The organism is Streptomyces sp. NPDC028991 (assembly GCF_055564775.1).
Genome location: NZ_JBVHVP010000001.1, coordinates 751,165 through 770,641 on the forward strand (window position 1 = coordinate 751,165; position 19,477 = coordinate 770,641).

The 19,477-nt window shown below is 74.2% G+C and carries 20 protein-coding genes; 5 read left to right on the plus strand and 15 right to left on the minus strand.

Translation table 11 applies throughout. The features are described 5' to 3' along the window. Positions 1–3 precede the first annotated feature (3 nt). From ACZ4V1_RS03275 to ACZ4V1_RS03295, 5 genes are all read right to left on the minus strand, one after another. The gene (locus tag ACZ4V1_RS03275; protein WP_468328567.1) at positions 4–297 is read right to left on the minus strand and encodes a hypothetical protein; all 294 of its coding nucleotides are present in this window, start codon (positions 295–297) and stop codon (positions 4–6) included. A gap of 121 nt (positions 298–418) precedes the next feature. Further along, entirely contained in the window at positions 419–1,276 is an 858-nt protein-coding gene (locus ACZ4V1_RS03280) for a hypothetical protein (RefSeq protein WP_468328569.1), read from the minus strand. A gap of 158 nt (positions 1,277–1,434) precedes the next feature. Beyond that, positions 1,435–2,439 carry an N-acetylmuramoyl-L-alanine amidase gene (locus ACZ4V1_RS03285; RefSeq protein WP_468328571.1) on the minus strand — a complete coding sequence of 335 codons (1,005 nt, stop codon included), beginning with the start codon at positions 2,437–2,439 and terminating at the stop codon, positions 1,435–1,437. A 22-nt stretch (positions 2,440–2,461) separates the two neighbouring features. Further along, positions 2,462–3,112, minus strand: coding sequence for a class I SAM-dependent methyltransferase (locus tag ACZ4V1_RS03290; RefSeq protein ID WP_468328573.1), 651 nt, complete (start codon positions 3,110–3,112; stop codon positions 2,462–2,464). 232 nt (positions 3,113–3,344) lie between these two features. Beyond that, positions 3,345–5,117 (minus strand): MFS transporter, encoded by a 1,773-nt coding sequence (locus ACZ4V1_RS03295; protein WP_468328575.1) that lies wholly within the window; start codon positions 5,115–5,117, stop codon positions 3,345–3,347. A 216-nt stretch (positions 5,118–5,333) separates the two neighbouring features. On the opposite strand from ACZ4V1_RS03295, the gene ACZ4V1_RS03300 reads away from it, so the two are divergent. Continuing rightward, complete coding sequence (locus ACZ4V1_RS03300; RefSeq protein WP_468328577.1) at positions 5,334–6,776, plus strand: MFS transporter; 1,443 nt, start codon at positions 5,334–5,336, stop codon at positions 6,774–6,776. Between the two features lie 140 nt (positions 6,777–6,916). On the opposite strand, the gene ACZ4V1_RS03305 is transcribed toward ACZ4V1_RS03300, so the two are convergent. From ACZ4V1_RS03305 to ACZ4V1_RS03320, 4 genes are read right to left on the minus strand one after another with little or no spacing between them, the layout of a single operon-like run. Next, complete coding sequence (locus ACZ4V1_RS03305) at positions 6,917–7,549, minus strand: response regulator (protein WP_468328579.1); 633 nt, start codon at positions 7,547–7,549, stop codon at positions 6,917–6,919. Positions 7,550–7,589: 40 nt separating this feature from the next. Beyond that, positions 7,590–8,816, minus strand: a complete 1,227-nt coding sequence (locus ACZ4V1_RS03310; RefSeq protein ID WP_468328581.1) for a sensor histidine kinase — start codon at positions 8,814–8,816, stop codon at positions 7,590–7,592. Between the two features lie 42 nt (positions 8,817–8,858). Further along, positions 8,859–9,578 carry an ABC transporter permease gene (locus tag ACZ4V1_RS03315; protein ID WP_468328951.1) on the minus strand — a complete coding sequence of 240 codons (720 nt, stop codon included), beginning with the start codon at positions 9,576–9,578 and terminating at the stop codon, positions 8,859–8,861. Between the two features lie 56 nt (positions 9,579–9,634). Beyond that, positions 9,635–10,624 (minus strand): ABC transporter ATP-binding protein, encoded by a 990-nt coding sequence (locus ACZ4V1_RS03320; protein ID WP_468328583.1) that lies wholly within the window; start codon positions 10,622–10,624, stop codon positions 9,635–9,637. 131 nt (positions 10,625–10,755) lie between these two features. Here ACZ4V1_RS03320 and ACZ4V1_RS03325 point away from each other — a divergent pair, with 131 nt between their 5' ends. Further along, positions 10,756–11,652: a MaoC/PaaZ C-terminal domain-containing protein gene (locus ACZ4V1_RS03325; protein WP_468328585.1), complete on the plus strand. Its 897-nt coding sequence runs from the start codon at positions 10,756–10,758 to the stop codon at positions 11,650–11,652. 89 nt (positions 11,653–11,741) lie between these two features. On the opposite strand, the gene ACZ4V1_RS03330 is transcribed toward ACZ4V1_RS03325, so the two are convergent. Continuing rightward, a complete protein-coding gene (locus ACZ4V1_RS03330; protein ID WP_468328587.1) occupies positions 11,742–11,909 on the minus strand; it encodes a hypothetical protein in 168 nt (55 codons plus the stop codon). Positions 11,910–12,006: 97 nt separating this feature from the next. Further along, on the minus strand, positions 12,007–13,218 hold the full coding sequence (locus tag ACZ4V1_RS03335; RefSeq protein WP_468328589.1) for a hypothetical protein: 1,212 nt from the start codon (positions 13,216–13,218) through the stop codon (positions 12,007–12,009). A gap of 198 nt (positions 13,219–13,416) precedes the next feature. Between ACZ4V1_RS03335 and ACZ4V1_RS03340 the strand changes: the two genes are divergently transcribed. The 3 genes from ACZ4V1_RS03340 to ACZ4V1_RS03350 are packed head-to-tail and all read left to right on the plus strand — an operon-like array spanning position 13,417 to position 16,378. Next, on the plus strand, positions 13,417–14,274 hold the full coding sequence (locus ACZ4V1_RS03340) for a Nif3-like dinuclear metal center hexameric protein (RefSeq protein WP_468328591.1): 858 nt from the start codon (positions 13,417–13,419) through the stop codon (positions 14,272–14,274). Continuing rightward, on the plus strand, positions 14,271–15,014 hold the full coding sequence (locus ACZ4V1_RS03345) for a zinc ribbon domain-containing protein (protein WP_468328954.1): 744 nt from the start codon (positions 14,271–14,273) through the stop codon (positions 15,012–15,014). The genes ACZ4V1_RS03340 and ACZ4V1_RS03345 overlap by 4 nt, the downstream gene beginning before the upstream one ends. An 11-nt stretch (positions 15,015–15,025) precedes the next feature. Further along, positions 15,026–16,378 (plus strand): bifunctional RNase H/acid phosphatase, encoded by a 1,353-nt coding sequence (locus ACZ4V1_RS03350; RefSeq protein ID WP_468328593.1) that lies wholly within the window; start codon positions 15,026–15,028, stop codon positions 16,376–16,378. Here ACZ4V1_RS03350 and eda read toward each other — a convergent pair. From eda to ACZ4V1_RS03370, 4 genes are all read right to left on the minus strand, one after another. After that, positions 16,353–17,036, minus strand: coding sequence for a bifunctional 4-hydroxy-2-oxoglutarate aldolase/2-dehydro-3-deoxy-phosphogluconate aldolase (gene eda, locus ACZ4V1_RS03355; RefSeq protein ID WP_468328595.1), 684 nt, complete (start codon positions 17,034–17,036; stop codon positions 16,353–16,355). The two genes, ACZ4V1_RS03350 and eda, sit on opposite strands and share 26 nt — an antisense overlap. A gap of 75 nt (positions 17,037–17,111) precedes the next feature. Beyond that, the gene (yaaA, locus tag ACZ4V1_RS03360; RefSeq protein WP_468328597.1) at positions 17,112–17,894 is read right to left on the minus strand and encodes a peroxide stress protein YaaA; all 783 of its coding nucleotides are present in this window, start codon (positions 17,892–17,894) and stop codon (positions 17,112–17,114) included. Positions 17,895–17,936: 42 nt separating this feature from the next. Further along, positions 17,937–18,551, minus strand: coding sequence for a hypothetical protein (locus ACZ4V1_RS03365; RefSeq protein WP_468328599.1), 615 nt, complete (start codon positions 18,549–18,551; stop codon positions 17,937–17,939). Then, on the minus strand, positions 18,548–19,309 hold the full coding sequence (locus ACZ4V1_RS03370) for a MerR family transcriptional regulator (protein ID WP_468328601.1): 762 nt from the start codon (positions 19,307–19,309) through the stop codon (positions 18,548–18,550). Before ACZ4V1_RS03370 ends, ACZ4V1_RS03365 begins: the two co-directional genes overlap by 4 nt. Between the last annotated feature and the right edge of the window lie 168 nt (positions 19,310–19,477).

Here is a 19,477-nt window from a genome sequence, read left to right on the forward strand (position 1 = left end):
CGGTCAGCGACGGCCGAGGCGGTTGGCGATGGCGTGGCCGACGAAGAGGTAGACGACCGCGGCCAGTCCGTAGCCGGCGACCACTCGGGCCCACGCCTCGTCGAACGTGAACAGGTCTCGTGACCAGCCGGCCAGCCAGTTGGCCGCGTCATGGACGAAGCGCACCAGGTCGTTGGCCCGGTTCGCGTCCAGCAGGTACATCAGGATCCACAGTCCGAGGATGACGGCCATGATGTCCGCGATCACCGCGACGGCCGTCCCGGCGGAGGTGGAGCCACTGCGAGTTCGAGGGGACATGCCTTCCGTCTGGCCCCGGAAGTCTGTTTGAAACCTGTGCCGGTACGCACGACGACGGCCCCCCGCCCCGGAAATCCCGGCGAGCGAGGGGCCGTTGACGTGGACGGGTGGGCGGGCGCGGTCAGCCGCGCTGGATGCCCGAGGTGTCCTGCAGTACGCCGCGGCGGCCGTCCTGCGTCTGGGCGACCAGGTTGGCGCCGCGCTGCTCGACGGCCAGGTACCAGGTGCCCGGTGCCAGTTCGGCGATCGGCGCGGGGGAGCCGTCCTCCGCGAACAGCGGACGCGGCACCGGCACGGCGAACCAGAACGGCGAGAAGTCCCCGGCCGGCTGGGCCTGCGCCTGCTGCGGGGCCTGCGGCTGGCCCGGCTGCGGCTGGCCCGGCTGCGGCTGGCCGCCGAAGGACTGCCCCGGCTGGCCCGGCTGCCCCGGCTGGCCGCCGTACGGCTGCTGCTGCGCGCCCGGGTAGCCGTAACCACCCTGCGGCTGGCCGCCGTAAGGCTGCGGCGCGGCCGGACGGGCGGCCGGGATCAGGGAGCCCTTGAGGGCGGGGACCAGGGGGGTGGCGATGGCCGCGGCGGCCATGATCAGCGTGGCGACGAGGGCGAGGATCAGGCCGATGCCGGCACTGAAACCCTCGGTGAAGCCACCTTCGTTGTCGAACGCGCCCGCCGGGTCGAAGATGTTGCCGAGCGCGCACCACGCGGCGAAGACCGTGAACGCGGCGCCGAACTGGCCGAGGTCGAGGCCGGCCACCTTCTTGGGCTGCGGCAGGGTGCGGGCCACGATGACGAGCGCGGCACCGATGACGCCCGCCAGGACGACACCGAGCAAGACCGGCCCACTGCCCCACAGGCTGGGGATTTCCGCGCTGTCCGGAGCACCATCGATCGAGTAGATGTCGAGGAACGACGCGATGAACAGCAACACCGCTGCTCCGATCACCACGCCGTCGCCTCGAGTGAGGGAGCGGATATTCACTTCAGGTCCTTCGTAGGTCGTCTCGTCGTCGGTAGAGGCGTCGCTGTCACGATGTCGCCGAAAGGTTCCGGTGTGAAGCGCGGGGGTGGCCCCTCATCGTACGGACGACACTATCGTCCGCAGGTCGGGGCTGTCCGCAGGGATCCGTGCGCCGGTCGCTACCCGCGCAGGAAACTCACGATTCCCTCAGACATCCCTTGCGCCGCTTTCTGCCGCCAGGCACCGCTGGTCAGCAGCGCCGCGTCCTTGCTATCGCGCATGTTGCCGCACTCGATGAACACCTTGGGAACCGTTGACAGATTGAGACCGCCCAGGTCGGTGCGCGTGACGAGACCGGTGCCGCCACCGACGTAGTTGGCGGGCGCGCTGCCCGTGGCGCGGACGAAGTTGCCCGCGATGCGCTGGCCGAGCTCTGCGGAGGGGCCGACGATGGCGCGGGTGTCGGCGGCGCCGTCGTGCACCGAGCCCGGCAGGATGACGTGGAAGCCGCGGTTGCCGGCCCCGGACCCGTCGGCGTGGATCGAGATCGCGGCGTCGGCCTGGGCCTCGTTGCCGATCCGGGCCCGTTCGTCCACGCAGGGCCCGTACGGACGGTCGTCGTCCTGTGTCAGCTCCACCGTGGCGCCTTGCTCCTCCAGCAGCGTGCGCAGCCGGTGGGCCACGTCCAGGGTGAACTTCGCCTCGGGCCAGCCCGCGTTGGTGGCGGTGCCCGTCGTGTCGCACTCCTTCCAGTGCGTGCCGACGTTCACCTTGCGGTTGATCTCGGAGGCGTGCTGGAAGTTGCCCGGGTTGTGGCCCGGGTCGATGACGACGACCTTGCCCTCGAGCGGGCCGGACGCCGCGGCGGGCGCGGACTTCGAGGCGGAGGCGGACTTCGAGGCGGAGGCGGACGGCTTCTCCGCGGTGGGTGAAGGGGAGGTGCCGGTGGGCGCCTTGGCGTCGGCGGACGGGGAGGCGGAGCCGCCGGAGGACGGCGCCGGAGACGTCCGCACGCCGGCCGCGCGGTTCGCGCCGCCGTCGTCGTCCGGCCCGCCGACCGCCGCGTACACACCCCACCCGAGCAGCGCGCCGGGCACGAGCGCGGCGATCGCCACGGTCAGCGGGCGGCGCAGCGGGGAACGGCGGGGCTGGGGAGGATCGAAGTCCGGGCCTGTGTACGACACGCAGCGACTCTAGACCGCGCCCTCAGATCCCCGCGCCCGTTCGCCGCAGGACGCGCAGCGAGCCGGTCGCGGAGACCTCGGTGAACGCGCCGGACGCGAGCGCCCTGAGGTAGACGCGGTACGGCGCCTGTCCGGTGAACTCGTCGGCCGGCTCCGGGAAGACGTCGTGGACGACCAGGAGGCCGCCTTCGGCCACGTGCGGCGCCCAGCCCTCGTAGTCGGCGTTCGCGTGCTCGTCGGTGTGGCCGCCGTCGACGAAGACCAGGCCGAGGGGGGCGTTCCAGACCGCCGCCACCTGGGGGGAGCGGCCGACCAGTGCCACCACGTGCTCCTCCAGACCGGCCCGGTTGAGGGTGCGGCGGAAGGTGGGCAGGGTGTCCATCACGCCGAGTTCGGGGTCGACCGTCTCCGGGTCGTGGTACTCCCAGCCCGGCTGCTGCTCCTCGCTGCCCCGGTGGTGGTCGACGGTGAGCGTGGTCACCCCGGCCCGGCGGGCCGCGTCGGCGAGCAGGACCGTGGAGCGCCCGCAGTACGTGCCGACCTCCAGCAGCGGCAGCCCGAGCCCGCCGGCCTCCACCGCAGCGGCGTACAGCGCGAGGCCCTCGTGCACGGGCATGAACCCCTTCGCGGCCTCGAAGGCGGCCAGGGTGCCGGGGGTGGGTGCCGCGGACATGAGGGGTCCTTTCGGTGGTGCGGGTGTGCCGGTGGCGCTTGTGCCGGTGGCGCGTGCGCCGGCGGTGGCATGCGCCGGTGTGCGCACCGGCGGTGACGTGCACCCGCGGTGACGTGCACCGGCGGTGATGTGCACCGGTGGCGTGCGCACCGGCGATGCGGGCGGGCGCCCCATGCTGCCGCACCGCCCGACGCGGGGTGCGACAGGGGGTGCGGGTGCCGGACGGCACGGGTCAGGCGGAGACCGTCTCGCCCGGCAGGGCCAGGTCCAGGTCGACCGGGCGGTCGGCGCCCGTGTGGGTCGCCGAGTGGGCGAGCGGGCCGTGGCCCGTGGCGCGGGCGGCCAGCACGTACGGGCCCCCGGCGGGGACGGCGAGGGCGTAGCCGCCGTCCTCGGCGGAGAGGGTGGCGCCCGCCTGCCGGCCGTGCCGGTCGATCAGCGTGACCTTGGCGCGGGCGACGGGCGCGCCGTCGGCGGCCAGTACCCGGCCGCGGAAGCCGCCAACCGATGCCTCGGCACCGGGCTCGGCGGCCAGTGCCTGCTCGGCACGGGCCAGGTTCGCGTCCTCCTCGCTGCTCGCCCGCAGCCGCGTGGTCGTCGTCGCCGGGCTGCGGCGGGGGAGGAAGAAGGCCAGCGCCAGGCCGACGGCGACCGCGGCGGTCGCGATCACGAACGAGACGCGGAAGCCGTGCATGGTGGGGACGGCGACCCCGCCCACGTCGTTCGCGGTATTGGCGAGCACCATGCCGATGACGGCGCTCGACACCGACGTACCGATGGACCGCATCAGGGTGTTCAGGCCGTTGGCGGCGCCCGTCTCCGAGGCCGGGACCGCGCCGACGATCAGCGCGGGCAGCGAGGAGTAGGCGAGGCCGATGCCGGCCCCGAGCAGTACAGAGGTGACGACGGTCTGCCAGGCGGCGCTCATCAGGCCGAGGCCGCCGCCGTAGCCGACCGCGATGATCAGCAGACCGATGATCAGGGTGGTGCGGGGGCCGTAGCGGGCGGACAGGCGGGCGTACACCGGCGCCGTGAACATCATCGTCAGGCCCAGCGGGGCCACGCACAGGCCCGCGACGACCATCGACTGGCCGAGGCCGTAACCGGTCTCGGAGGGCAGCTGGAGGAGCTGCGGCAGAACCAGGGACACGACGTAGAAGGCGACACCGACCATGATCGAGGCGAGGTTGGTGAGCAGGACCTCGCGGCGGGCCGTGGTGCGCAGGTCGACCAGCGGGGCCGCGACACGCAGCTCCATCAGGCCCCACAGGAGCAGCACCACGGCGGCGGCGGCGAACAGGCCGAGCGTGGTGGGCGACGACCAGCCCCAGTCGCCGCCCTTCGTGATCGGCAGGAGGAAGAGGACCAGGCCGGCCGTCAGGCCGAGCGCGCCCGGCAGGTCGAAGGAGCCCTTGGCGCGCAGCGGGGACTCCGGTACGACCAGCAGGGTCAGGGCGATGGCGAGGACGCCGAGGCCGGCGGCGCCGTAGAACAGGGCGTGCCAGTCGGTGTGCTGCGCGACCAGGGCCGCCGCGGGCAGCGCCAGGCCGCCGCCGACGCCGATCGAGGAGCTCATCAGCGCCATCGCGGAGCCGAGCCGCTCGCGGGGCAGCATGTCGCGCATGAGGCCGATGCCGAGGGGTATCGCGCCCATCGCGAAGCCCTGGAGGGTACGGCCGACGATCATCGGGACCAGGGCGTCGGTGAACGCGCTGACCAGCGCGCCCACCACCATCACCGACAGGCTGGCGATCAGCATGCGGCGTTTGCCGAACAGGTCGCCGAGCCGGCCCATGATCGGCGTGGCCACGGCCCCGGACAGGAGCGTGGAGGTCAGGACCCAGGTGGCGTCGGCGGGTGTGGTGTCCAGGAGTTGCGGCAGGTCCTTGATGACCGGGACGAGCAGGGTCTGCATCACCGCGACGACGATGCCCGCGAAGGCGAGCACCGGGACGGTGGCCCCGCTCGCCTTCCGCGCGGGTTCGTCGGTCGTCGTGTGGGACATTGAGTGAGGCCTCCGGGCCGGTAGTCGGCGAATGCGGTGCGTGATCGAGCTGTGTGCAGGCTGAACCTCGTGCGCCGGGGCAACTATTCCGTTGCTTCGAGTCCCTAACTATTTCTTGACCTTCTCTTGGCCGGGCGGCTACGTCCGGAGACCTACGACGGCCCGGGGACCAAATACCGATGCAAGGGGCGCTCCCGGCTTGAGACCATGACACTCATGCTCGAAGCCGCCGGTACCGCCACCGCCCGAATATCCCCGCGCCGCACGCCGCCCACCTGGCTGGTCGTGGTGCTCGCCTGTGCCGGACAGTTCCTGGTCGTGCTCGACGTGTCCGTCGTCAACGTCGCCCTGCCGTCGATGCGGGCCGACCTCGGACTGAGCGCGCAGGGGCTCCAGTGGGTGGTCAACGCCTACGCCATCGCCTTCGCGGGCTTCATGCTGCTCGGCGGGCGGGCCGGCGACCTGTACGGGCGCAAGCGGATGTTCCTGGTCGGCCTCGGGCTGTTCACGCTGGCCTCGCTGGGCGGCGGACTCGCCCAGGAGAGCTGGCAGCTGCTGGCCGCGCGGGCCGTGCAGGGCCTGGGAGCGGCGGTGCTCGCCCCCTCGACGCTGACGATCCTCACCGCGGCGGTGCCCGAGGGCGCTGCGCGGGCCCGGGCGATCGCGACCTGGACCGCCGTGGGCGCGGGCGGCGGCGCCGCGGGCGGCCTGGTGGGCGGCGTCCTGGTGGACGGGCTGTCCTGGCGCTGGGTGCTGCTGATCAACGTGCCGGTGGGCGCGGTCGTGCTCGCCGGTGCCGTGCGGTGGCTGACCGAGAGCCGGGCGGGGGAGCGCCGGCGCCTCGACCTGCCGGGCGCGCTCCTGGTCACCGCCGGCCTGGCCACCCTGGCCTACGGCATCTCGCAGACCGAGTCCGAGGGGTGGACGGCGGCGGCCTCGTTGGTGCCGCTGCTCGCCGGGCTCGCGCTGCTCGCGCTGTTCCTCCTCGTCGAGGCGCGGACGGCGGCGCCGCTGATGCCGCTCGGGCTGCTGCGGCTGCGGTCGGTGGCGTCGGCGAACGTGGCGATGCTGGTGTCCGGCTCGTCGATGTTCGCCATGTGGTTCTTCATGACGCTGTACGCCCAGAACGTGCTGGGCTACACCTCGCTGGAGGCCGGTCTCGCCCTCGTGCCCAGCTCGCTGGCGGTGGTCCTCGGGTCGAAGGCGGCACCGCGGTTGATGCCGGTGATCGGGGCCCGGAACGTGGCCGTGCTGGGCACGCTCGTCGCCGCGGTCGGCTTCGGCTGGCAGTCGACGATGACCGCGGACGGCGGGTACGTGACCGCGATCATGATCCCGGGGGTGCTGATGATGCTGGGCGCGGGACTCGCGGCGACCCCACTGGCGTCACTGGCCATCTCCGGCCCGGCGGCCGGGGACGCCGGACTGGTCTCGGGGCTGATCAACACCTCCCGGACGATGGGGGGTTCGCTGGGACTCGCCGTGATGTCGACGATCGCGGCGGCCCGCGCCGGGGGAGAGGACGCCGGGCCCCGGGAACTGACGGACGGGTACGCGCTGGTCTTCCGTACGGCGACGGTCGTGCTGGTCGCGGGGGCGGTGCTGATGTGGGTGTGGCTGCCGGCGGGGGAGCGGGCGAAGCGCGGCGCGCGGGAATAGCCGCGGCCCGGACCGCCCTCCCGTCGGCTCCCGCCGGACTGCCGTCCGGCTCAGAGCCACCCCTGCTGCGGGCTCCCGCCGGGCTGCCGTCCGGCTCGGAGCCACCCCTGCTGCGGGCTCCCGCCGGACTGCCGTCCGGCTCAGAGCCACCCCTGCCGCCGGGCCTCGCGGAACGCCTCCGTGCGGTTGCGGGTGGCGGTCTTGCCGATCGCGGCGGAGAGGTAGTTGCGGACCGTGGACTCGGAGAGGTGCAGGGCCGCGGCGATGTCGGCGACGGTCGCCCCGTCCGCCGACGTCCTGAGGACGTCGCACTCACGGGCGGTGAGCGGGCTGGGGCCCGCGCTGAGCGCGGCGGCGGCGAGCGCGGGGTCGACGACCTTCTCTCCGCCCAGCACCCGGCGGACTGCGCCGGCCAGCTCCTCCACGGGGCCGTCCTTCACCAGGAAACCGGCGGCGCCTGCCTCCATGGCCCGCCGGAGGTACCCGGGGCGGCCGAAGGTGGTGAGGATCAGCACCCGGCAGCCGGGCACCCGCTCACACAGCTCGGCGGCGGCGTCCAGACCGCTCCGGCCCGGCAGTTCGATGTCCAGGAGGGCGACGTCCGGGTGGTGCGTGAGCGCGGCGGCGACGATCTCGTCCCCGGCCGCCACCTGCGCGACCACCTCGATGTCGTCCTCCATCCCGAGCAGCAGCGCGAGCGCGCCGCGCATCATGCCCTGGTCCTCGGCGAGGAGGACGCGGACGGGACGGGCGCCGGGGGTCTCGTCGGTCACGGGGCCAGGTTAGGGGGCGGGCCGGGCCCGGGTTCGCTCGCTATGCCGGTGTGCCCACCACTCCCACCGCCGCGGGCCCCACCGCCGCCACCGGCAGGTCCGCCGTCACCGCGAAGCCGCCCCGGGCCGCCACCCCCGCGGTCAGTGAGCCCCCGGCCGCGGCCAGGCGTTCCGTCAGGCCGGTCAGACCCGTGCCCGGCCCCTGGGCGGAGCCGTCACCGCCCGTGCCGTCGTCCGTGACCGTCAGCCGGGCCCGGTCCGCGTCGCCGGACACCGCGATCTCGCACCGGCTCGCCCCGCTGTGCCGTACGACGTTGGTGACCGCCTCCCGCACCACCCACCCCAGCAGCGCCTCGGTCTGCGGCGGCAGCGGCGGGCCGGAGCGGCGGACCACCGGCTCCACGCCGGCCGCCGCCAGCGCCGAGCGGGCCCGGTCCAGCTCGGTACCGAGGCTGCCCTCGCGGTAGCCGGTGACCGCCTCGCGGACCTCGGTCAGCGCCTGGCGGCCGACCGACTCGATGTCGGTGATCTGGGTCAGCGCCGCCTCCAGGTCGCGGGGAGCCAGGCGCCGGGCCGCCTCCGACTTGACCACGATCACCGACAGGGTGTGCCCGAGCAGGTCGTGCAGGTCGCGGGAGAAGCGCAGCCGCTCCTCCGCCACCGCGCGGGTGGCCAGTTCCTCGCGGGCGGCGCGCAGTTCCCGTACGGCGTCGGACAGGCCGAGGATCGCGGCCGTCACCATCGTCGACAGGAAGGTGCCGTAGGCGATGTTCAGGCCGTTCCAGCCGTCCTTGAAACCGGCCACGGCACCCGCCAGCGCCGCCAGCGACCAGCCCCACCGGCCCAGCCACCGGCCGCGCAGCGCCGCGCCCGCGGCCAGGCCGAGCAGCGGGAAGAACAGCAGCCAGTTGCCCCCGTACGCCAGCGACAGCCCGCACGTCACCAGGGCCATGACGACGAGCGCCACCCGGGTGGACGGGGACTCGCGCCGCTCCTTGTCGAAGGAGCGCATGGCCACGTAGATGTAGAGCGAGTTGAAGACCAGCAGGCCCAGGCCGCCGATGCAGGGGTTGGAGGTCCGGCCCTGGAGGATGTTCGCGAGGCTGCCCAGACCCAGCAGCAGCCAGGGGAGCAGCGCGAAGCCGGTGGGCGGCGGCCCGATCCGCTCCGGTCGCCCGCCGGCCCCGGACGGTGCGGAGTGCCGCGTCAGGTGCCACGCGTCCAGCCGGCACGAGATCCCGCGCAGCCGCCCTCGGGTCCGGGTCATGGCCATCGGCTCCCTTCCACCTTCGTTTCCCGTCCACGTCGCTCAGTCGGCGCCCGCGCCGCGGCGGTAGGACAGGACGGCATACGCCCCGAACGCCAGCAGCCACGCCGACAGTACGAGAATCGCACCCGGGGGCGGCGCGTGCCCCGTGGCGATCGACGTGCCCAGCTGGGCGAAGCGGTTCGTCGGGGTGTACGCCGACACCGTGCGCAGCCACTCCGGGAACAGCGCGAGCGGAAACCACAGGCCCCCGAGGACCGCCAGGCCCAGATTGGCCACCATGTTCGCCACGCCCGTGGTCTGCCCGGTCAGCCGGTAGCCGTTGCCCAGGCCGAGCAGCGTGAAGGGCACCGACCCCAGCCAGAGCAGCAGCGCCAGCGCCGCCCACTGCCAGGCGTCCAGGCGTACGCCGTTGACCAGGCCGCCCGCGGCGAGTACGGCCGCGATGGCGGGGAGCACGGTGACCGAAGCGGTCAGGGCGCGGCCCACCACCACCTGGTGCGGGGGCATCGGAGTCACCCTGAGCTGCCGCAGCCAGCCGATCGCCCGGTCCTCGGCGACCCCGCCGCCGGTGTTGAGGGCCGAACCGACCGCGCCGTAGGCGGCCATGCCGACCATCGCGCCGGTCCGCCAGCCGCCCGAGTCGCCGTCCCCGAGGTTGGTGAAAAGCAGGTACATCAGAACGGGCATGGCGATGCCGCCCACGACGAAACCGGGGTCGCGCAGCGTACGGCGCGTCTCCAGCCGCAGATAGTCCCGCATCCCGCCCCGCACCGCGCCCCGCGTTCCGCCCCGCATCCCGCCCCGCGCCACGCCCCTCATCGCGCCGCCTCCTCCCCGGTCGGCGCCCCCGGGCCCGCCGTCAGGGCGAGGAACGCGTCGTCCAGTGATGCCGGGGCGACCTCCAGTCCCCGTATCGCGCCGAGTTCCGCGAGGGCGACGACCGTCGCGTCGGAGTCCTCGGTGCGCAGCAGCGCGCGGTCTCCCCGTGTCTCCAGCGCGCGCACGCCGGGCAGCAGCGTCAGGCCCGCCGTGGACCGGCCCGCCAGGTCGAAGGAGACGCGGCTGCCGCCCGCCGCCCGGCGCAGCTCGTCGCCCGTGCCGTCCGCGACGATCCGCCCCCGGTCGACGACCAGGATCCGGTCGGCGTGCTCCTCGGCCTCCGCCAGATAGTGCGTGGAGAACAGGACCGTGCTGCCGCGCCGCGCGTACGCCCGCATCGACTCCCAGAAGGTGTGCCGGGCCTCCACGTCCAAGGCCGCCGTGGGCTCGTCCAGGACCAGCAGGCCGGGGTTGCCCGCCAGCGCGACCGCGAACCGCACGCGCTGGGTCTGCCCGCCGGACAGCCGGTCCACGCGCCGCCCGGCCAGCCCCGCGATCCCGGCCAGCTCGAGGGCCTGCCCGACGGGCATCGGCGCCGGATAGCGGCCGGCCACGAAGGCGACCAGCTCACCCACGGTGACCCGGGGGACCGCCCGCGCCTCCTGGAGCATGGCCCCGACCCGGCCGTTCCGCACGGCCCGCTCGGGCGGCCCGCCGAACAGCTCCACGGCGCCCTCGTCGGGCGTGCACAGGCCGAGCAGCAGCGCGATCGCCGTCGACTTGCCCGCGCCGTTGCGTCCCAGCAGCGCGACCGTCTCGCCGCGCGCGATCCGCAGGTCCACGCCGTCGACGGCGCGTACGTCGCCGTAGGCCTTGACCGCTCCGGTGAGGGAGACGGCGGGAGCGGTGCGGTGGTGTGTGGTGGTGGCCGTGATCGTGGTCGGTGTGCTGGGTGTGCTGGGTGTGCTGGGTGCGTTCGGTGGCATACGGGCGACGCTACGGAGCGGGCGCGGGCGGGCGGCAGATCCGGTTGTCCGGAGTCCGGCGGGACAAATGTCACGGGTGGGCGGCGTCCCGTACGGTCGTGGCTGTCCGTGACGGCGTCACCGGGAGAGCCATGCCGATCCACGCAGCCGAGGCGCTCGCCGCCGCTCCCCGCGTCCGCGAGATCGCCTGGGACCACGAGGACGTCCAGCTGTACCACCTCGGCATCGGCGCCGGCCGCCCCGCCACCGATCCCCGCGAGCTGCGCTACACCCTGGAGTCCCGGCTGCACGTCCTGCCGAGCTTCGCGACGGTCGCGGGCGGCGGCCCGCCGGGCGTCATCGGCGCTCTGTCCATGCCCGGCGTCGACGTCGACCTCGCCCACGTCCTGCACGGCGGACAGCGGCTGCGCCTGCACCGGACCGTCCCGGTACGGGGCCGTGCGAGGGCCGCCTCGGGCATCGTCGCCGCGTACGACAAGGGTGCGGCGGCCGTCCTGGTCCTGCGCACCGAGGCCACCGACGCGGACGGCCCGCTGTGGACCGACGAGGCCGAGATCTTCGTCCGCGGGGAGGGCGGCTGGGGCGGTGAGCGGGGGCCGTCCGGGCGTCCGGCACCGCCGCCCGCCGAGCCGCCGGACCACGTGGCGGAGCTGCCCGTACGCGAGGACCAGGCCCTGCTCTACCGGCTCTCCGGCGATTGGAACCCCCTGCACGCCGACCCGGAGTTCGCGGCGCGCGCCGGCTTCGACCGGCCCGTCCTGCACGGGCTGTGCACCTACGGCAGCACACTCAAGTCGGTCGTCGACACGCTGCTCGGCGGTGACGTGGCCCGGGTGCGCGAGTACCGCACGCGGTTCGCCGGGGTCGCGTACCCGGGGGAGACCCTGCGGGTGCGCATGTGGCGGTCCGCGCTGCCGGCCGGTGGCGGGACGGTGCGGGCCGGCGGCGGCTCGGTTCGGGTGGCCGTGAGCGCTGCGGAGAGGGACGACGCCCCGGTCCTCGCCGACACCGTCGTCCGGTACGGATGACGGCGACGGCCCCGTCCGCCGGAGTGACGAACGGGGCCGCGGTCGGTCGCCTGCTTCTTACTTCATGGCTCTCGCCACTTGACGTACCGTCAGGCCGCCGTCTCGGACTCTCCGGCCGGCTTGCGGTGGCGGCCCCGTGGAGTCGCCGCGCCGTCCTGACTGGAGACCGGTCCTCGGTGCCGGCCGTGGCCGGATTCGGTCTCGCGAACGTCGGCACCGTCGGCCTGCATCGGCTGGGTCGTGCTGGCGTCGTTCATCGGAAGGAATTCACCCCGTCAACATGATCTTTCCTACAGCCGGGCGAGTGTAACCGGCACACCTCGGCCCGAATCCAGGCGGCCACGCCAACCGGCACTACTTCGTTACAAGCCGTCCCAGCGGGGCCTGTTGGAGGGGTACGGGGCGTTGCGGAGCAGGCGCCGGCGCGTCCGTTTCGCCGGATTCAGCGGGCTTGCCCGGAGTGGATTCCTCCGCATCCTGCGCCTCGCCCGCCTCGCCCGCCTGGCCCGCATCCTGCGCGCCCGCCGCCCGTCCGCCGCCCGCGTCGGGTGCGGTCAGCCGTGCCACGCCACACGGCAACCGCGGTGTCGAGCACGGCAGGCGCAGCTCCCCGTCCGCGGTCCACAGCCCGGCGCCTGCCAGCCACCCCTCCGGCGCGGGAAGATGACGCACCCGCCGCTCGGCGGGCCGCCACACCCCGACCCAGCTGCCGAACGCGCCGTCCACGCGCAGTGCCACCGCGCAGCGCTCCGGCGTCAGCGCCTGGCCGGGCTGGATCGCGAACGGCGTCACGACGCAGTCCGGCAGCCGCAGGCACTCCGGGAAGCGCACCGGGAGCGTGCTGCCCAGCACTCCCCAGCCGAGCCGACCCTGTCCGGGCGAGGGCGCGTCCGAGCGGAGCAGTACCAGCCCGCTGTCCGGATCGGCCAGCAGTATCCGGTCGTCGCTCTCCGCGGCGATCTGCAGCAGCGGCGACACCTCGCCGTCCCGCTCCAGGTCCACCACGACCGCCTTGGTGCGCCCGCCGGTCTCCCGGTCCACGGCCAGTATCCGGCCCGTGCGGTCCAGCCAGGCCCCGCCCGAGCAGCGGCCGGGGATCTCGGCGACCCGCTCGGGTCCGAAGGCGCCGCCCACGACCTGCCACAGCACCGTCGCCCGCGGGCCGGCGGCGAGCGCGTACGCCCGCTCCCCGCCCGGGACCGGCGGCAGCAGCCGCAGCGCGGCCGAGTCCTCGGGGCACTCGACCGCACCGAGCGACAGCTCGCCGGTGCCGGGCCCGGTCGGGTACAGCAGCGCGAAGACGTGCCGTCCGGCCGCGACCCGGTGGATCAGGACCCGGCCGTCGCCCATCGGCTGCACCTCGGTGCCGGGCTCCTCCGGCTGGTTGCCGGGCAGCGGCACCGCGTACGGCTCGGGGCCGTCCAGGGTCCAGCGCTCCGGGTACCAGGAGTCTCCGCTCAGGGCGAGGCGCGCGGCATAGGCGCCCTCCGCGGTGATGCTGCAGCCCGCCCGCGGCGGGCCGCCGTTCCCGGGGCCCGCCGAAGGCTCGATCGCACAGGCTGTCATCGTTCGGTCACCTCCGGCGACGAAGCTAGTTTTCGCACGCACGGGCGGGGGACCGGCCGCCGTACCCATCACACGTACGTGTGTCACAGGAACGATTCGCCTGAGCTGAGGGTGGTGTGTGTGCTGTGCCGGAGCGGAGCGGCCGGGTAGGTCCGCTGCGGGTACGACGGCACAGAACAGCCAGGTAGCCTTGCATCCGTGCCCCCTCTGTCAGAAGTCATCGCCGCGCTGGAGAACCTGTGGCCCGCCGGGCGGGCCGAGTCCTGGGACGCGGTCGGCACCGTCGTGGGCGAGCCCGGCCAGGAGGTGTCCCGGGTCCTGTTCGCCGTCGACCCGGTCCAGGAGATCGTCGACGAGGCGGTGAGGCTGGGCGCCGACCTGCTCGTCACCCACCACCCGCTGTATCTGCGCGGGACGACGACGGTCGCGGCCTCCACCTTCAAGGGCCGCGTGGTGCACACGCTCATCAAGAACGACATCGCGCTGCACGTCGCCCACACCAACGCCGACACCGCCGACCCGGGCGTCTCCGACGCGCTGGCGGGCGCCCTCGACCTCCGCGTCGTGCGCCCCCTGGTGCCGGACCCGGCCGACCCCGAGGGCCGTCGCGGCCTGGGCCGGGTGTGCGAACCGGAGCATCCGCTGACCGTCCGCGAGCTCGCCGCCCGAGCCGCCGAGCGGCTGCCCGCCACCGCGCAGGGCATCCGCGTCGCCGGCGACCCGGAGGCCGTCGTCCGCACGGTCGCCGTCAGCGGCGGCTCCGGCGACGGCCTCTTCGACCACGTACGGGCGGCCGGTGTCGACGCGTTCCTGACCGCGGACCTCCGCCACCACCCGGTTTCCGAGGCCCGCGCCCACAGTCCCCTCGCGCTGCTCGACGCGGCGCACTGGGCCACCGAGTGGCCCTGGTGCGAGCTGGCCGCAGCCCAGCTCGACGAGATTTCCGACCGGCACGGCTGGGACCTCAGGGTCCACGTATCCAAGACGGTCACCGACCCCTGGACCGCCCACGCGGCGTCCACCCCGACCTCCGACACAATGGGAGCCCCCAACTGAAAGCCGCGCCCGCCGACCAGATCCGACTCCTCGACGTCCAGGGCCTCGACGTGCGGCTCCAGCAGCTCGCGCACAAGCGCAGGTCCCTGCCCGAGCACGCCGAGATCGAGTCGCTGACCAAGGACCTCACGCAGCTGCGCGACCTGCTCGTGGCCGCGCAGACCGAGGAGAGCGACTGCGCCCGCGAGCAGACCAAGGCCGAGCAGGACGTGGACCAGGTGCGTCAGCGCGCCACCCGCGACCAGCAGCGCCTGGACTCGGGAGCCGTCACCTCCCCGAAGGACCTGGAGAACCTCCAGCGCGAGATCGCCTCCCTCGCCAAGCGGCAGGGCGACCTCGAGGACGTCGTCCTGGAGGTGATGGAGCGCCGTGAGTCCGCGCAGGAGCGGGTCGCCGAGCTGACCGAGCGGGTCGGCTCCGTGCAGGGGAAGATCGACGACGCCGCCGGGCGCCGGGACGCGGCCGTCGAGGAACTGGACGGCGAGGCGGCCTCGGTCACCAAGGAGCGCGAGGTCATCGCGGGCTCGGTCCCCGACGACCTGCTGAAGCTCTACGACAAGCTGCGCGAGCAGCAGGGCGGCGTCGGCGCGGCCAAGCTGTACCAGCGCAGCTGTCAGGGCTGCCGCCAGGAACTGGCCATCACCGAGCTGAGCGAGATCCGTTCGGCGGCGCCCGACACGGTCGTACGCTGCGAGAACTGCCGCCGCATCCTGGTGCGCACGGCCGACTCCGGGCTGTAGGGGCCGGACCGGTGGCAGCTTCGGTGGCGGCTTCGGCCGCCGGTGGGGTACGGGAGTTCGTCGTCGAGGCCGACGGCGGGTCACGGGGCAACCCGGGACCCGCGGGTTACGGGGCGGTGGTGCTGGACGCGGCGACGGGGGAGACCCTCGCCGAGGCGGCCGAGTACCTCGGGGTCGTCACGAACAACGTGGCCGAGTACCGGGGCCTGCTGGCCGGCCTGCGCGCGGCGAGGGAGCTGGACCCGGACGCGAGTGTCCGCGTCCGCATGGACTCCAAGCTCGTCGTCGAGCAGATGTCGGGCCGCTGGAAGATCAAGCACCCGGACATGAAGCCCCTTGCCGCCGAGGCGGCGCGCGTCTTCCCGCCGGGGCGGGTGACGTACGAGTGGATCCCCCGGGCGAGCAACAAGCACGCCGACCGCCTGGCCAACGAGGCGATGGACGCGGGGGCGCGCGGCGAGCAGTGGTCGCCGTCGCTGTCGACGGCGGAACTGGACGCGGGTGACGCCCGGGCCCAGGCCGACGCGGCCACGGACGCGGACGCGGAGCGAGACGCCCCCGGGTCCGGTGACGGTGCCGCCGTGGGCGAACGTATCGCTCAGTCGGCCCGGACGGACGCTGAGATCGCCGGTGTCCCGCGCGCCTCCGCCGACGCCGAGGCCGACGCCGACGCCGAGGCCGACGCCGACGTGCGGGCCGCGAAGACCGTCGCCTCGCCCGGCTGGGGACCCCCCGACATGGGCGCCCCCGCCACCTTCGTCCTGCTCCGGCACGGCGAGACGCCCCTCACCCCGCAGAAGCGGTTCTCCGGTAGCGGCGGCAGCGACCCGTCCCTGTCGGCCGTCGGCCGGGAGCAGGCCGAGAAGGTCGCCGCGAGCCTGGCCCGGCGGGGCACGATCCAGGCGGTCGTGGCCTCGCCCCTGGCCCGTACCCGCGAGACCGCCGGCATCGTCGCCGCCCGCCTCGGCCTGGAGGTGACGGTCGAGGAGGGCCTGCGGGAGACCGACTTCGGTGCCTGGGAGGGGCTGACCTTCGGCGAGGCGCGCGAGCGGTACCCCGACGACCTGGGCGCCTGGCTGTCCTCCCCGGACGCGGAGCCGACCGGCGGCGGCGAGAGCTTCGCGGCGACCGGCGCGCGGGTCGCCGCCGCACGCGACAAGCTGGTCGCGGCCTACGCGGGCCGCACGGTGCTGCTGGTCTCCCACGTGACGCCGATCAAGACGTTCGTACGGCTCGCCCTGGGAGCCCCGCCCGAGTCGCTGTTCCGCATGGAACTGTCGGCGGCGTCGCTGTCGGCGGTGGCGTACTACGCGGACGGCGGCGCCAGCGTCCGCCTGTTCAACGACACGTCCCACCTGCGCTGAGCGCCGCCGCCTCGCGGGCCAGCGCCTCCACCCGCCCCCAGTCGCGGTCGGTCAACGCGTCCTTCGGGAGCATCCAACTGCCCCCGACACAGCCGACGTTGGGCAGCGCCAGGTACTCCGGCGCCGAGGCCGGCCCGATGCCGCCGGTCGGGCAGAAGCGGGCCTGCGGCAGCGGAGCGGCGAGCGCCTTGAGGTAGGCGGTGCCGCCGGCGGCCTCGGCCGGGAAGAACTTCATCTCCCGCACCCCGCGCTCCAGCAGCGCCACCACCTCCGAGGTGGTCGACACCCCCGGCAGGAACGGCACCCCGGACGCCCGCATCGCCGCGAGCAGCACGTCCGTCCACCCGGGGCTCACCAGGAACCGCGCCCCGGCCGCCACGACGTCCCCCACCTGGCCCGGCGTGATGACGGTGCCCGCGCCGACCACGGCGCCCGGCACCTCGTCGGCGATCGCGCGGATCGCGTCGAGCGCGACCGGCGTCCGCAGCGTCACCTCGATCGCGGGCAGCCCGCCGGCCACGAGCGCGCGGGCGAGCGGCACGGCGTCGGCGAGATCGTCGACGACCACGACGGGAACCACGGGCGCGAGGTCCAGCACCGACGGCGCCGAGGCGGGCGGGGTCGAGGCATGCGGGGAGGAGGGCGGCGATGAGCTCATGACCTCATCGTGCCGTCGACCCGCAGCATGTGCAATCACCGTTGCGCACTACGCAACGTCTGGATGGCGGTCGGGTCAGTGGATCTCCGCCACCAGCACGTCCAGCGACCACGGCTTCCCCGCCTTCGCGGGCGCCGCCGCCTCCACCGCGTACCCCAGGTCCCGCAGCGCCTCCACCAGCTCCGCGGGCCCCTCGGGCGCGGTCCCGGACGCCAGCAGGCTCCGTACGATCCGTCCCTTGGTCGCCTTGTTGAAGTGGCTGACCACCTTGCGGGTCGGCGCGTGCAGCACCCGTACGGTCGCCGTCCGCCCGGCGACCTCTCCCTTCGGCTTCCACGCCGCCGCGTACGCCGACGAGCGCAGGTCCAGCACCAGCCGGTCCCCGGCCGCCTCGGGCAGCACCTCGGCCATCGGCGCCCGCCAGTACGCGCCCAGCGCCCCGAGCGCGGGGAGCCTCACGCCCATCGAGCACCGGTAGGAGGGAATCCGGTCGGTCATCCGCACCGCACCCCACAGCCCGGAGAACACCAGCAGCGAACGGGCGGCCCGCTTCTTGGCGGCCGGGTCCAGCGAGGCCAGGTCCAGGGCGTCGTACAGCACTCCGGTGTAGATCTCCCCGGCCGGACGCGCCCCCGCCGTCCGCAGCTCCGCGTTCTTGGCGACCTCGCCGCGCAGTCCCTCGCTGAGCCCGAGCACCTCGCGTGCCTTCTCCTCGTCACCGGCGCACAGCTCGACCAGCTCGCCGAGGACGGTCTCCCGGGCGGGGGCCAGCCCCGGCAGGGACAGCGACTCCGGCTTCAGCGGGGCGCCCCGGCCGGACGCGGCCTTCCCCTCGGACGGCGGCAGCAGGACAAGCACACGTACTCCTTCACTCCGAGCTCCAAGCTCCCGGGCTCCAGGTCAGGGTACGGCGTACCCCTCCCGCGCCTGGCCGACGGCCCGTACGAGACCGCCGGGGTCGTCGGCGTGGCAGCGCACGACGCGCACCTCGCGCCGCCGCCCGAAGAAGGTGACGTGGGTGACGGGCTCGGCGAGACGGACCGTCACGGAGGTCTGGGAACCGATGGCGAGATCGAGTTCACCGTCCACCCGCTCGTGCGTGGTCCGCAGCTCGCGGCGCACGGAGGCGATCCGCTCCAGCGGTATCCGTACGTCGACGTGCACGGCCCGGCGTATCCGCAGCGTGCCGCGGCCCGGATCCAGGACGTGCGGACGGACCACGGACGCGGCGTGCAGCCCGACGACGAAGAGGACGGTGTACACGTCCAGCACCAGCACCACGTGATGCACGGTGGGCCAGTCCCACAGCAGCACGGACATCATCACGGACTCGATCACGCACACGAACCCGAAGCCGAACATCATCGCGCCCTGCCCCCGCGAGTACCCGAAGGCCGACCCGCCGGCCGCCGCCCCGTCGGTCCGCCGCGCCGCCCACAGCCACAGACTCGCCAGCAGCCGCAGCTCGTGCCGCACCAGGAGGTACGGGACCGTGACGAAGGACGGGCCCCTCACGACCGCCGCCCCCTCGACGCGATCTCCATGGCGAGCCGGACCGCCTCCGCCTGGCCGGGCGCGAAATCGGCGTACAGGGCGCCCAGAAAACCGCCACCGGAGTCCAGTACGACGTCCTCCTCGGGCAACAGCTCAGCGGGCAGGCAGTCGGCGAGCACCCGGGCCGCCTCCGCAACCCGCGGATCGTCGGCGCCGGCGTCCGCCAGCTCGTCGAGCAGGGCGTAGGCGGCATGGGCCCGCGCCACCGCCTCCGGCGAGCCCAGGGCACCGCGCAGCCCGGCCAGCAGCCGCTCCCGGTCCTCCGGCGCCACGGTGCTCTCCAGGAGCGCCAGCATCTCCCGGTCCCGGACGGCCATGGGCGAGCCGGAGACATCCCCCATCCCGGCGAACAACTCGGCCAGCTCCGGCGAGACCGGCCCCTCGGCCGGCAGCCCGCCCTCCGCCGCCAGCAGCGCCCGCAGCCGCACTCGGCGCTCCCGGATCGCCGCCTCCTGCCGCGCCAGGTCCGCGTCCAGCTCCTCCAGCACCTCGGCCAGGTCCTTCCCCGCCTCGTCCGCGAGCACGTCCCGCACCTCCGCCAGCCCGAGCCCCAGCTCCGTCAGCCGCCGGATCCGGGCCAGCACGACGACGTGCCGCAGGGTGTACGTCCGATAGCCGTTGGCCAGCCGTTCCGGCTCGGGCAGCAGGCCCTGGTGGTGGTAGTGCCGCACGGTCCGCGTGGTGACGCCGACGGCGCCGGCGAGTTCTCCGATCCGCATGAGCTCAGTAGAAACGTTGACGTTGCGACAGGGTCAAGCGACGTGGCTCCGGCTTCCGACGGGGGGCGTGATCGTGTGCCACGATCGAGGGAACGGATCCCGATCTCTCGGACAGGTGATCAGCCGATGTCCCAGTCTGGCGAGCGACCGAAGGAGGGGCGTGACATG